This is a genomic window from Pseudomonas sp. FH4 (assembly GCF_000510915.2).
Taxonomy (GTDB): domain Bacteria; phylum Pseudomonadota; class Gammaproteobacteria; order Pseudomonadales; family Pseudomonadaceae; genus Aquipseudomonas; species Aquipseudomonas brenneri.
This window is the reverse complement of sequence record NZ_AOHN01000035.1, coordinates 71,515-84,453: the sequence shown is the minus strand read 5'-3', so window position 1 is coordinate 84,453 and position 12,939 is coordinate 71,515. Positions and strand designations below refer to the sequence as shown.

The 12,939-nt window shown below is 56.8% G+C and carries 10 protein-coding genes and 3 pseudogenes; 3 read left to right on the top strand and 10 right to left on the bottom strand.

Annotation, left to right across the window (positions count from 1 at the left end; genetic code table 11):
• Positions 1-5: 5 nt before the first annotated feature.
• A pseudogene (locus H097_RS23830) lies at positions 6-809 on the top strand (tyrosine-type recombinase/integrase); the annotation flags it as partial.
• 166 nt (positions 810-975) lie between these two features.
• Here H097_RS23830 and H097_RS28005 read toward each other — a convergent pair.
• Together H097_RS28005 and H097_RS28935 are read right to left on the bottom strand one after the other, a co-directional pair.
• Positions 976-1,245, bottom strand: coding sequence for a hypothetical protein (locus tag H097_RS28005; RefSeq protein ID WP_082445662.1), 270 nt, complete (start codon positions 1,243-1,245; stop codon positions 976-978).
• Positions 1,242-1,460: pseudogene (locus H097_RS28935) on the bottom strand (integrase); the annotation flags it as partial. The gene H097_RS28005 and the pseudogene H097_RS28935, both read right to left, overlap by 4 nt.
• A gap of 720 nt (positions 1,461-2,180) precedes the next feature.
• On the opposite strand from H097_RS28935, the gene H097_RS23825 reads away from it, so the two are divergent.
• Both H097_RS23825 and H097_RS23820 read left to right on the top strand, forming a co-directional pair.
• A complete protein-coding gene (locus tag H097_RS23825; protein ID WP_032862877.1) occupies positions 2,181-2,576 on the top strand; it encodes a heme-binding protein in 396 nt (131 codons plus the stop codon).
• 42 nt (positions 2,577-2,618) lie between these two features.
• Positions 2,619-3,635, top strand: coding sequence for an aldo/keto reductase (locus H097_RS23820; protein WP_032862876.1), 1,017 nt, complete (start codon positions 2,619-2,621; stop codon positions 3,633-3,635).
• A gap of 174 nt (positions 3,636-3,809) precedes the next feature.
• On the opposite strand, the gene H097_RS23815 is transcribed toward H097_RS23820, so the two are convergent.
• The 8 genes and pseudogenes from H097_RS23815 to H097_RS23780 form a co-directional block, all read right to left on the bottom strand.
• A complete protein-coding gene (locus H097_RS23815) occupies positions 3,810-5,168 on the bottom strand; it encodes a carbohydrate porin (RefSeq protein WP_032862875.1) in 1,359 nt (452 codons plus the stop codon).
• A gap of 132 nt (positions 5,169-5,300) precedes the next feature.
• A complete protein-coding gene (locus tag H097_RS23810; RefSeq protein ID WP_032862874.1) occupies positions 5,301-6,230 on the bottom strand; it encodes an FAD-binding protein in 930 nt (309 codons plus the stop codon).
• A gap of 16 nt (positions 6,231-6,246) precedes the next feature.
• The gene (locus H097_RS23805; RefSeq protein WP_032862872.1) at positions 6,247-6,996 is read right to left on the bottom strand and encodes an electron transfer flavoprotein subunit beta/FixA family protein; all 750 of its coding nucleotides are present in this window, start codon (positions 6,994-6,996) and stop codon (positions 6,247-6,249) included.
• Between the two features lie 99 nt (positions 6,997-7,095).
• Positions 7,096-8,182: pseudogene (locus H097_RS23800) on the bottom strand (alcohol dehydrogenase catalytic domain-containing protein).
• 103 nt (positions 8,183-8,285) lie between these two features.
• Complete coding sequence (locus tag H097_RS23795; protein WP_032862871.1) at positions 8,286-9,233, bottom strand: ABC transporter permease; 948 nt, start codon at positions 9,231-9,233, stop codon at positions 8,286-8,288.
• Between the two features lie 12 nt (positions 9,234-9,245).
• Positions 9,246-10,748 (bottom strand): sugar ABC transporter ATP-binding protein, encoded by a 1,503-nt coding sequence (locus H097_RS23790; RefSeq protein WP_032862870.1) that lies wholly within the window; start codon positions 10,746-10,748, stop codon positions 9,246-9,248.
• A 9-nt stretch (positions 10,749-10,757) separates the two neighbouring features.
• Positions 10,758-11,741, bottom strand: a complete 984-nt coding sequence (locus H097_RS23785) for an ABC transporter permease (RefSeq protein WP_241495442.1) — start codon at positions 11,739-11,741, stop codon at positions 10,758-10,760.
• A 60-nt stretch (positions 11,742-11,801) separates the two neighbouring features.
• Positions 11,802-12,908 carry a sugar ABC transporter substrate-binding protein gene (locus H097_RS23780; protein ID WP_032862868.1) on the bottom strand — a complete coding sequence of 369 codons (1,107 nt, stop codon included), beginning with the start codon at positions 12,906-12,908 and terminating at the stop codon, positions 11,802-11,804.
• Between the last annotated feature and the right edge of the window lie 31 nt (positions 12,909-12,939).

Genomic DNA, 12,939 nt, shown 5'->3' with positions numbered 1-12,939 from the left:
TACCCGCTCCGATGGTTATCAAGATCCTTCGCCCAATCGAGGCCAAAGGGAGCCTCGAGACCGTGAAGCGATTGAGTCAGCGACTCAACGAGATCATGACCTACGGGGTCAACTCGGGGCTGATATTTGCGAACCCCCTCAGTGGTATTCGGGCGGTGTTCAAGAAACCCAAGAAAGAGAACATGGCTGCGCTACCACCTGAGGAGCTTCCCGAGCTCATGATGGAAATCGCAAACGCCAGCATTAAGCGTACGACCCGCTGCCTGATCGAATGGCAGTTGCACACAATGACCCGCCCTGCCGAAGCAGCCACCACACGATGGGCAGATATCGACTTCGACAAACGCGTCTGGACCATTCCGCCAGAGCGAATGAAAAAGCGTCGGCCGCACACAATCCCCCTTACCGATCAGGCACTTTCGTTACTGGAGACGCTCAAGCAACTCAGCGGTAACAGAGAGTACGTGTTCCCCTCAGATAGAAACCCCCGCACCCATGCCAATAGCCAGACCGCCAACATGGCGTTGAAGCGCATGGGCTTTCAGGACCGTCTAGTCAGCCACGGCTTGCGTTCGATGGCGAGCACCATCCTGAATGAGTATGGTTGGGATCCGGAGCTGATCGAGGTCGCGCTGGCGCATGTCGACAAGGACGAAGTTCGTAGCGCCTACAACCGGACGGATTACATCGAACGCCGGCGTCCGATGATGGCTTGGTGGAGTGAACATATCCAAAAGGCGGCCACCGGCAGCCTGTCGGCATCGGCCATCAATCAAACCAGAGATCGCAACGTCGTACCGATTCGTTGAACATCCAAAAGGTACGCGCCACCGGCTACGATCCGTGTCGTGTAGTAGGGCGAAAGGAGTGACGACAGTCGCCAGATCTCTGGTATGCCTGCGCCTCTTCAGCCAAGCCCCTGAGTATGGGAAGGCTCCGCATTCCCATACTCAGGGGCTCACGCTTAAAGGTCTATCAGGCAACCACGACTTTTGCCTTTCTACGGCGGATCAACCCTGCTGTTAACTCATAGTAATAGACCGTCGCTGGTGCTGAACTACGCAGATAGTGCTCTAAAAACCATCTGGTGTGCTTTTCCTTCCAGGACCAGGGGGTCGCACAACTCCAGCGCTCACGAATCGCATCGCGCATCCTTTCTGCCTGCCTGATATGTCGCTGCCGCGTGGCATGCGCACCTTTGAGCACGGGACTCAGAAACAACGCTATATCGAACTCGGCCGTCATCGCCGACCTCCGATGTAGGCACTCACCACATCGATGCGGTTATGTCCCAATTCGTGGCTGATCTGCTGTCGTGCACGCTGATCAAGCTCTCGATCTTCTCGATGAACACGACCGCCATTGACGGGTGCATTTAAGCCAGTCAGTTGCTCATAGCGCTCACAGGCGTAAGCCGCCCGTAGCTCATGAAAGCCTTTCAATCCATGCTCATGCAAGATGTCCGTGCCGGAATCGAATTTTTCTCTTTGTTATTGAAAATAAATGGAAATTTTGAGTTCGGAAAATTTTCTACCTCTATGTGTACCCTCAGTCTGCGAGCGGCCTCAGTATTGAGCGTTGCTACCGGTTTCCACCGAGTAATCGCCATGGAAAATACGGGTGTGGTCATCCACACGAAAGGGTCCTTCGGTGAGTGGACTATTCCAATGGTTCGACTGGAACGCAGTAGAGCACCGCATGAACGACAGCGAACCTAACTCCGATTGGACCAGAAACGGGTCGCAGACCACCGATTTCATCGGATTTGATAAGCAGGGAACGACCCAATACTGTCGATGGCGACAGGCAGCATCAGTCGATAAATGCAGTCGATCGGTTTTGCGAAAACCTTCACCTGATTTAGAAAACCAAGACCACCTAGCTTTCGTGGACTGAATGGTCTTAGGGAGTATGCGTCCGGCCAACACACTTTCCTGACCCCCGACGCCAAAGGCGATGGTGTCCACCTAAATTTGATCTGACCCCGAAATGTTGGACGCCTTCTATGCCCGCCGTGCTTGAGTCCTGTTGTAGGGCTCAGGCCACACACCTCTCCTTTGGATTCAAGGAAATATTCGACATCAGCAAACTTTCTCCACCAAGCGCTCCTTACACCTTCACGACAGCAAGTAGCCCCCGGATGATCAGGACTCCTACCCTCTCAGCTCAAGGAGCTATACATGCTGGATCAACTGTCTCAGGAAATTGTCAGTCGCGCGGTGTCGCTGGCAAACGAGCAAGGCTTTGCAGTCTGTATCAGCGTGGTTGATGACGCCGGTCTCCTGCGAGCCTTTCTGCGAATGGACGACGCCCTGCCCGGTGCCATAGAAGTCGCAACCAAGAAGGCCCGCACCGCTGCGTTGTTCCGCACTGACAGTGCCGCGCTCGGTGTTCGGGCTCAACCGGGAGGTGATATTTACTCCCTGGAAGGCACCAACGGCGGGCTGATCAGTTTCGGTGGCGGCATTGTTCTGCACGACCGCCAAGGCAAGGTCATAGGAGGTCTCGGGATATCAGGCGCAACAGTCGAGGCGGATCAAGTTATCGCACTGGGAGCAGGTCGCCCACAGCTCTGACTACATTGAACTTTAATCAGCTACCTATTTGAGGATTGACTCATGCAGCCGTCTACAAAAAGAAAACTCGGCCGAGTGAACCTGGATGTCAGCAATTTTGCCTTTGGTACTTCTCCCGTCGGCAACCTGTTTCGTCCTACCGACGAAGCCACTTCAGATGCCATGTTCCAGCGTGCCTGGGAGGGTGGCGTCCGCCTCTTCGACACTGCCCCGATGTATGGCCACGGTCTGGCCGAACTGCGCACCGGGCACTCGCTGCGCTGGAAGAACCGCGACGAGTTTGTGATCTCCTCCAAGGTCGGGCGTGTTCTCAAGGCCAAGCCGCGTTCGCTGATCGACTTCAGTCCCTGGAGCAGCGCTGCCCCGAACGAAATGACCTTCGACTATAGCTACGACGGTACCATGCGCTCGTTCGAAGACTCTCTGCAACGATTGGCGCTGGAGCGAATAGATATTTGCTTCATCCACGACATCGACGTCTTTACGCGTGGAGCGGAGCAACCCGAGATATTCAAACAAGCCATGGACGGTGCCTGGCGAGCCCTCTCACAGCTGCGAGACGAAGGTGTGGTGAAGGCAATCGGTGTCGGAGTGAACGAATGGCAAGTCTGCCATGAAGCCCTGAAGCAGCGGGATTTCGACTGTTTTCTTCTCGCTGGGCGCTACACACTGCTCGAGCAAGACTCCCTCGACGAATTCTTGCCACTGTGCGAAGAACGGGGCGCCGCCGTGCTCATCGGAGGGGGATTCAATTCAGGGATATTGGCCACAGGCGCCGTTGAAGGGGCTCGTTACAACTATGCCCCGGCCCCTGCGCATATCATGGAACGGGTGCGGGCCATTGAAGTGGTGTGCAAGGCGTACGGCGTACCACTGCCGGCCGCCGCCATGCAGTTCGTGGTCGCTCATCCGGCGATTCCCTCGTTCGTTGCCGGCACACGAACCGTGGAACAACTGGAGAAGAATCTTGAGTGGTTCAGCCACCCGATTCCCGCCGAGTTCTGGCAGGCATTGAAACGTCACGGGCTTTTGCGCGAAGACGCGCCAACCCCGAACTGATAGCCGCTGCGTAAGGGATGCAAGGTCTGGTGCGTTTATCCTGACCTTGCATCCATGTCACAAGAAGTAATTTGAAGCGTGTTCATTACCAATGAATGAACAAGGCACCTGAAAAAAAGCCACGACGTGCTGTCGTGGCTTTCATGTAGCGGGCGGATGAATCAGGCCAGAACGTTAGAAACTGCTCTGGATTTTCACCCCGGCCACCCAGGCATTATCGACCTCGCTGACACCGCCCGGATTGTGCACGTACTGAACATTGGGGCGAATGATCAGCCACTTCGTCGCGTGGACACCGTAGTACAACTCAGCGTCATACTCATTACCCTGCACCGGCTGATACGCGGGATTGTTGTAGTCCGTTTGGTTGTTGGCCTGGTTGATCGCTTTTTGATTGTTGCGATAGCGCGAGTTGGTACTGATGCGCGCCACGCCAAATCCCAAGTCGTCGTGTGGACGGGCATCGAACACGCCTTTGTACGTCAACCCAGCCTGAATAAAGTGCCCGACCTGACTGGTTTCACGATCCTGCACCGTGACGTTGGCGAACAGCGACAAACCACGGCTGGGGTCCCCGTTGTGAGAGGTGACCTGCTGCTGCGCGACCAGCCAGTAACCGTATTTGCTGTCGCGTGAAACCAGGTTGCTGGAAACATCACCGGGCACTTCACGGCTTTTAACGTCGGTAGCATCGGCCGTGCTGTAATAGGCGCCGACTCGATACTCGCCAGGCAAGGCGTTCACAGTCGGAGTCCAGAGCAGCTCGATCGGCAAGATCAAACCTTCACCGCCACTCATGTTCAATTTAAAGCCGTTGTTGTCCTCCAGCAGCGACGGGTTGTGTTCGTAGGCCCCAACTTGTACAAACACTTGTGGTGCCAACTCGTATTTGACGCGTCCGGCCCACTGCGAAATGGGCCAGTTGTACCAGATCCCACTGCCTGCCCAGTTGCCCATCTGTGAACCGCACATGGCCAGGTTCTGGAAGTCGCAGGGGAAGCTGTTGAAATCCTCGCCTTCGCCGAAACGCCCAAATTTGATGTTGAGTTTTTGGTCGAGGTACGACTGGCTGATCCACATCTGCGTCAACCGCCACGTCTGCCCTCTTCCCCAGACTTCCTGGGTCGACGAATACATCGGTGCACGCGGGTCGCTGATGCGGTCATTGGTGATGTTGCGACCTTCCCGTTCGGTGATGGCCAACTTGAAAGTTGCATCGTGCCAACCGAAAATCTTTTCCAGGTCCAGCTTCGCGCCCAAGGTGAACTGCCCACTCCAGCGCGCCGTTCGATCCTGGTCATAACCGCCGTGAGCGTTGTAACCCAGCTCCCCTACATAATCGAGGGTGACGTCATAACCCTTCTCGATAAGTTCGCTACGAGTTCCTCCCCAATCTCCGGTCATGCCCACTGCATCAGGGTCGAAAGGCCCGGCTGCCATGGCCTGGCTGGATATCAAAATTGCTGAGCCGGTAGCGATAAAACTTCTAATCAGGGCGCAGGAAAGCCTCCCGCGCAAATTTGCGTTATACATTTTGTGGCGACCTCTGTTGTTATTAAAATGAGTCTTGAGCGCACAACATTTCGATCACGGCATGCTTGAAACATGCCGCGTCGATTCACTGACAGCGTTTAAATCATTGCTTAACTAACTTTCCTTCATTGCTTACAACGAAGATTGAAACTCCGGCAACGCCTCGAACAGGTCCGCCACCAGGCCGTAATCGGCCACCTGGAAGATCGGCGCTTCTTCGTCCTTGTTGATCGCAACGATCACTTTGGAGTCTTTCATGCCGGCCAGGTGCTGGATCGCGCCGGAGATACCGACGGCGATGTACAGCTGGGGAGCAACAATCTTGCCGGTCTGACCGACCTGCATATCGTTGGGTACGAAACCTGCGTCGACAGCGGCGCGGGAAGCACCGACAGCAGCGCCCAGCTTGTCGGCCAAAGCGTACAGGTGTTTGAAGTTGTCGCCGTTCTGCATGCCGCGACCGCCAGAAACGACGATCTTGGCAGCGGTCAGTTCCGGACGATCGGATTTGGCCAGCTCTTCGCCAACGAAGCTGGAGGTGCCAGCATCGAGGGCAGCAGCAACCGCTTCAACAGCAGCCGAACCACCTTCAGCTGCAACCGGGTCGAAACCGGTGGCACGTACGGTGATCACTTTTACGGCGGCGTTCGATTGCACGGTGGCGATCGCGTTACCGGCGTAGATCGGGCGCTTGAAGGTGTCAGCGCTTTCTACCGAGATGATCTCGGAGATTTGGTCAACGTCCAGCTGCGCAGCAACGCACGGCAGGATGTTTTTGCCGTTGGAAGTGGCGGCAGCCAGGATGTGGCTGCAGCCAGCGCCCAACTCGGCAACCAGTGGTGCGACGTTTTCCGGCAGTTGGTGAGCGTAGGCGGCGTTGTCGGCCACCAGCACTTTCGCCACGCCAGCGATTTTCGCAGCGGCTTCAGCCACGGCGCCAACGTTCTGGCCAGCGACCAGGACGTGGATGTCGCCACCAATTTTCGCAGCGGCAGCCACGGTGTTCAGGGTGGCCGGGGCCACAACCTTGTTGTCGTGTTCTGCGATTACCAAGATAGTCATGATTCGGCTCCTTAACTCAAAGCACCTTCGCTTCGTTTTTCAGTTTCTCGACCAGTTCAGCCACCGACTTGACCTTGATACCCGCGCGGCGTGCAGCCGGCGCTTCGACTTTCAGGGTCTTGTTGGTGGAGGCGGTGGAAACGCCCAAAGCATCCGGAGTCAGCACTTCAAGCGGCTTCTTCTTGGCTTTCATGATGTTTGGCAGGGACGCATAACGCGGCTCGTTCAAACGCAGGTCGGTGGTGACGATAGCTGGCAGTTTCAGGGAAACTGTCTGCGCGCCGCCGTCGATTTCACGCGTCACGGCAACGCTATCGCCAGACACTTCGACTTTCGAAGCGAAGGTGCCCTGACCGTAGCTGCTCAATGTAGCGAGCATCTGGCCAGTCTGGTTGTTGTCGCTGTCGATCGCTTGTTTGCCCAGGATCACCAACTGCGGCTGTTCCTTGTCGACAACAGCTTTCAACAACTTGGCAATGGCCAGGGAAGTCAGGTCTTCGGCGGATTCGACGAGGATGGCGCGGTCGGCACCCAGAGCCAGCGCGGTGCGCAGTTGCTCTTGAGCGGTGGACGGGCCGATGGAGACGACGACGATTTCAGTCGCAACACCTTTCTCTTTCAGGCGTACGGCTTCTTCCACTGCGATTTCGCAGAAAGGGTTCATCGACATCTTCACGTTAGCGAGATCGACGCCGGAGTTATCCGCTTTGACGCGGACCTTGACGTTGTAGTCGACCACGCGTTTGATTGACACGAGGAGTTTCATTGTTGTTTCCACCGTTTTTTACAGAGTCAGTTTCAAGACCGAATACAGTCGCAGATAATCAACGAGCGCCCAGCCAAACTGGGTCGCGTTGCCCTCGCTTCACTGGCCCGGCTTCAACAGGACCTTGATCGACTTCACCGAGTCGGCCATGGCAAAAGCTTCTTCCCAGTTTTCCAGCGCAAAGTCATGGGTGACGATGCCCTTTGACGTCAACAGGCCACGCGCGAACAGGTCGATGGCCACCGGGTAGCAATACGGCCCAAGGTGCGCCCCCCCGCACATCCAGCTCCTTGCGGTCGCCGATGATCGACCAGTCCGCGGTAATTTCGGTACCGAACACGCTGAACTCGACAAAACGCCCGAGCTTGCGGATCAGGTCCAGCCCCTGGGTCACGCCGACCGGTACCCCCGTGGTTTCAATGTAAACGTCACAGCCATAGTTATCGGTGAGGCTATGGATGATGGCCTTCGCGTCTTCACGGGACGGGTTGATCACCACGTCGGCACCTAACTGCCTGGCCAGTTCCAGGCGCTCGTCGACCATGTCGATCACCACCAGCTTTTTCGGGGTCTTGAGCCTGGCCACTTGCACCATACACAGGCCCAAGGTACCGGCTCCGGCGATCACCAGCACGTCGTCGAGCTGGATCTCGCCACGGTTGACCGCGTGGATGGCACAAGACATCGGTTCGATCAGCGCGGAGTCTTCCAGGGATACCGAGTCGGGGATCTTGTGCACGATGGCGGTCTTTGGAATACGCATGTACTGAGCCATGCCGCCTTCGGCCACTTCGCGCTGGAAGCCGAAGATGTTGTGCACTTCACACATCCAGTATTTGCCAGACTTGCAGAAGCGGCACTTGTCGCACGGCACGATTTGTTCGGCGATGACCTTGTCGCCCACCACCACATCGAAATGCTCCTCAGCGCCCTCGCCGGCTTCGACCACATAACCGAAGAACTCGTGACCCGGCACCACCGGTGCCTTGACCCACGGGTCGCCGCCGCCCCAGAACAATGCCGCGCCCGAATGACACTTGCAGTCACTGGCACAGATACCGCAGGCGGTGATGCGGATCACCAGTTCGCAGGGTTTGGCTTTCGGTTTGCCGATAAGCTCCAGACGGTAGTCATTCGGGCCGTGGCAAACAATGGCTTGCATGTCGTGTTCAGTGTTTTTGTCCATGGTGATTCAACCTTTCAAGTCATGTCGGGATCCGCCACGGCCCTCGCGAGCCGTAGTGGAAACTGGTTTTCTTGATGCGGGGCGATAAGCCCAACGGGATGTCTTACTTGACGACGGGAAGCTTCGAACGATCGATGGTGAACGCCACAGCGATGATAAGGATCACGCCGAAAACGATCTGTTGGGCAAACACGCTGACACCCACGAACGTCATGCCGATCCGCACGACGGAAACCAGCAGTGCGCCGATCAGCGTTCGCCAGACACCACCCACACCACCGGTCAATGCCGTCCCCCCAACCAGTACCGCCGCGATTGCTGGTAGCAGGAATTCATTGGCCAAAGTGGGCGAACCGCTGGACAGCCGTCCGGCCATGATGATTCCGGACAAAGCTGCCAGACCCGCCGAGATGGCGAAGGTCATGATCTTGATGCGATTGACATTGATACCTGACGCCCAGGCAGCAGGCTCACCCGCCCCAATGGCATTGCCAAATCGGCCGAAAGGCGTCTTGCGGTGCAGGAAAATGCACAACATGAACACAACAAAGGCCACGCAGACTTCATTGGGAATTCCGCCAGTATGGCCAGTGACCCAGCCAAACCAGGCATCGCGCTCTGCAGCATCGATATTGATCGACCGGTTGTTCGAAGCGAGCATGGTGACGCTGGTAACGACACCGCCGACCGCCAGGGTGACGATGAACGAAGGAAGCCGCAGCCACGTATGCAACAACCCACTGAGTGCGCCGGTAACGATGCCCAAGCCCAGGCCAATCGGAAAAGCCCAGAATCCGTAGGCCGGCAACAACAGTGCGACGATCACGCTGGCCATGGATGCCACGGCCTGTGAAGACAGATCAATACCACCGATCAGCAAAACAAAAGTAATGCCAGTCGCCATCACAAACAGTGTCGAGGTGTCGGCGAGCAGGCCAAGAACAGCGCCGGGATGAATGAATCCAGGGTCATATCCACCGATCAAGGCAACCAGGACAATCAAGGCGAGCAAAGGCGCCTGACTGCGAAATCCGCTAAGGGAAATAGGCATTTTTGTACTCTCTCAAACCATGTACTTGATCAGGTCTACTTGCTGCGGCTTGGAGCCGGGCAGGCAGTCGAAAGACTGAGCAACTTCACCATCACGCATAACCAGAATCCGGTGACTGAGCCCAATCATTTCCTCCAGGGTATCGGCGGTCAGAATCACCGAGACGCCCTGACGGGTGATCTCGCGGATCAACTGGTAAACGTCTTCCTTGGCCCCCACATCCAGCCCACGAGTCGGGTGATCGAGAATCAGAATCGTCGAACCCGCATTACGCCACTTGGCCAACACCACTTTTTGCTGGTTGCCGCCACTCAGATTGAGCAGCAATGCATCGGGCCCCGGGGTTTTAATGCTCAGGCGCTTGATCCAGTCTTCGGCTATCGATCGCTCTTTGCGCTCATCAAGCAGTCCGAGCGAGGTCACTTGGCCGATGCGCGCCAGGGTCATGTTCTGCGCCACGCTAAGCATCGAAACGATGCCTTCAACCTTACGTTCGCGGGGGATGTAGCCAATCCCGGCACGAATTGCTGCCCCCGGACCTCCAGTGCCCAGGCGCCGGCCTTGCACCTGGATTTCACCGCGGCTTTTAGGTATCAAACCGGCCAGCACCCGACACAACTCCTCACGGCCCGAGCCGATGACCCCGGCAATGCCCAGCACTTCTCCACGATGCAAATCGAAATCCAGGCTAGAAAAACTGCCATCGAGCGCCAACTCTCGGGCCGACATCACCACCTCGGGCAAGCACGGCTGCTGGAGCGACTCACGGTAAAACTCAGCATGCAGCGAACGGCCGACCATCAAGGTGTGCAAACGGTCTTTTGACGCCTCGGCGGCGTCCATTTGCGCCACCACTTCCCCGTCTTTCATGACATAGACCCGGTCGCTGAGGTCGAGTAATTCGTCCAGTCGATGCGAGACAAAGATGAACGAAGCACGGGACTTGAGTTGCCGCACCAGGCGGAACAACGTATCGATTTCCTTTTGCTCGAGGGCCGAGGTCGGCTCATCCAGCAGGATGATCAAGTGGCCATCAGTACGCTCTTCCAGCGCCAGGGCTTTAGCCAGCTCAATCATCTGGCGCTGACCAAAACTCAACTCACTGCACAACACACCCGGGTCGATATCCAGATTGACTTTGGCCAATTGCAGGCGAGCAGCCTTGTGCAGTGTTTTCCAGTTCAGGCAACCGAAGCGCGAGAACTCGTCCTCGCGGCCCATGAACAGGTTTTCAGCGACCGATAGGTTGAGCAGGATCGATTGCTCCTGGTACACCATCGCGATGCCGTTGGCGGTAGCCCCACGCGGTCCATCGAGCAGTATTGGCGAACCGTCGAGTTCCAGATGACCTTCATCCGGTTGGTAGACACCGGTGAGAATCTTCATCAGCGTCGATTTACCCGCACCGTTTTCGCCGATCAGCCCGACAACTTCATGCTTGCGCACCTCGAGCGAAATGTTCTTCAGTACCGTGATGCCGTTGAACCGCTTACTGACATTATTGAGCGTGAGCATGGGACCTCCTCACTTGACGACGCGTGCTTTCGCACGGTCGAGGGCGATGGCTACAGCGGCAATGATCAGCACGCCCTGCACACCTTGCTGGACGTAAGGGGCAACACCCATCAACACCATGCCGTTGCTGACCACCACTACGATCAGCACCCCCAGCAACGTTCCCACCGGGCTGCCATTACCGCCGGCCAATGAGGCACCGCCAACGACAATTGCTGTGATCGCCGTGAACAGTTGGCCTTGCGCAATCAATGCATGCCCTTGCCCGAACTGAGCCACGGCAAGGATCGCCGCCAACCCATAAAAAGCACCAGCCAAGGCAAAAATGGTAATCCGCGTACGGTTGACGTTGATGCCATTGAGTCGCGCCAGATCCTCCCCGCCGCCAATGGCCAGCGCGTGTCGCCCCAGAACCGTGTGCCGGGAAATGAAGTGAGCGACACCCAGCGCCAGCACCACGATCCAGACCGACATTGGCAATCCCATCAAACGATGCAAGGCAATCGCCCGGATGTCCATGTCCAGCACCCGCACGGTGTTGCCTTCAAGCAAAGCGGTCGCAAGGCCAATACCAATGAAGCCGACGCCCAGCGTGGCCATGAACGAAGGAATGCGCATTTTGACTTGCAGCAGCCCGTTGATGAGACCGGTCAACGCACCAACCAGGATGGCTATTGGCAGAGCCCAAAAACCGATGGCATGGGCGTTGACTGTGTTGCCGATCAGCAAGGCGAGACAAACTGCCGAGACCGCGACAACCCCTTCAACAGAAAGATCGATGCTTCCCATCTGAATGACAAACATTCCACCCAGCGCCATTAGCAGCGGGATTGAAGACGTGGTGGCGATTCGCGCCAGGTTCATCGGGTCAAAAAAAACCGGATTGACCGAACCGATAAGCAAGCCGATGAGCAGCAGGACAATAAACGATGAAAACCGTCGCAGGCGGACCATGACGATAACTCCAGAAACAGGCATTGAATAAGCGTTCATGCACCACTACACCAACAGGTCGAGGGAGCGGCAGAAACAGGAAAGACCGCGACTGAATGGTTAAGAGTTGTAGCGAATAGGCCCGGCAATTCGGCCCCAGAAATCGCTGACATCCAGTGCAGGTGTCGCCTTGAAGTTCGCCGCGTAAAAAGCTTCGACATTCTTCTTCGTGATCAACTGCGGACGAACATAGAATTCGCGGTGCTCGTGAGGTTCTTTGGCCGGATCGAACTGTCCGGTCTTGGCCGCATGCGCCAGCGCCAACCCCATGCTGCCGAGCCAGTACGGATCCAGGTTGGAGGTTGCGATGTATTCACCGGTACGAATGGCGTCGACTGCCTGTTCGATTGCATCGATACCCACCACTGGAATCGCACCTGCCAACCCTTCGCCCCGCAAGGCTTCCAGTGCGCCCATGCCCATGTCGTCATTGGCGCACCAGATGCCCTTGATCTCGCTGCCAAAACGCGTCAGCCAGGACTGTACGATCGGAAACGCTTTGTTTGCGCTCCAGTCGGCCGCCTGGAAATCCAGCAGTTTGATGTCAGGGTATTTTTTCAATGCGGCGTCGAGACCGCTGCGGCGCCCGATCGATGCAACGTTACTGAAGATGCCGCCCAAGCCGACGATGCCACCCTTGCCACCCATCGCTTCGAACAGCTCAGTGGCCACCGCCTCACCCACGGCCTGGCCATCCTCGGCCATATGTGCCACCCAGTACGGGCTGTAATCCCAGGGATGCATGTCATCCGGTTTGTTCCAGATGGTCGTGACGTATACGCCAGCCTTGACGCATTGCTCGATGATCACGCGGGCGTCGGCGGAATCGTTCGGTTCAACGTTGAGAATCAGGTTCCCGTCCGTCTTGGCGATTAACGCGCGAATGTCGGCAATGCCCTTCTGGCTGTTGCCTTCGGTCACCAGCGGGGAATACGGCAGCTTTTGGCTGGCGGCATAGGCTTCACCACCCCGATTGAAAATGGCGTGGTAGGGATTGGTCAGCGAACGGAAGGAGTTGGAAAAGGTCAGCGTCGTCTGTGCCCACAGCATCGTGGGAAACAAACTCGCCACCGCACCGGCTCCAGCCAGGCTGGCGGCACCCATCAGCAGCTTGCGCCGGCTCAATTCAAGGAGACGGGCTGGATCATTTTCATTGTTGTTATTCATGTGACCTCCGGGGGCGCTTCACCGGGTGATT

Coding starts and splice junctions, on each gene's coding strand:
- H097_RS23820 (WP_032862876.1), top strand. CDS start 2,619: ATGCAGCCGTCTACAAAAAGAAAACTCGGCCGAGTGAACCTGGATGTC.
- H097_RS23815 (WP_032862875.1), bottom strand. CDS start 5,168: ATGTATAACGCAAATTTGCGCGGGAGGCTTTCCTGCGCCCTGATTAGA.
- H097_RS23790 (WP_032862870.1), bottom strand. CDS start 10,748: ATGCTCACGCTCAATAATGTCAGTAAGCGGTTCAACGGCATCACGGTA.
- H097_RS23780 (WP_032862868.1), bottom strand. CDS start 12,908: ATGAATAACAACAATGAAAATGATCCAGCCCGTCTCCTTGAATTGAGC.
- H097_RS23795 (WP_032862871.1), bottom strand. CDS start 9,233: ATGCCTATTTCCCTTAGCGGATTTCGCAGTCAGGCGCCTTTGCTCGCC.
- H097_RS28005 (WP_082445662.1), bottom strand. CDS start 1,245: ATGACGGCCGAGTTCGATATAGCGTTGTTTCTGAGTCCCGTGCTCAAA.
- H097_RS23810 (WP_032862874.1), bottom strand. CDS start 6,230: ATGACTATCTTGGTAATCGCAGAACACGACAACAAGGTTGTGGCCCCG.
- H097_RS23825 (WP_032862877.1), top strand. CDS start 2,181: ATGCTGGATCAACTGTCTCAGGAAATTGTCAGTCGCGCGGTGTCGCTG.
- H097_RS23785 (WP_241495442.1), bottom strand. CDS start 11,741: ATGAACGCTTATTCAATGCCTGTTTCTGGAGTTATCGTCATGGTCCGC.
- H097_RS23805 (WP_032862872.1), bottom strand. CDS start 6,996: ATGAAACTCCTCGTGTCAATCAAACGCGTGGTCGACTACAACGTCAAG.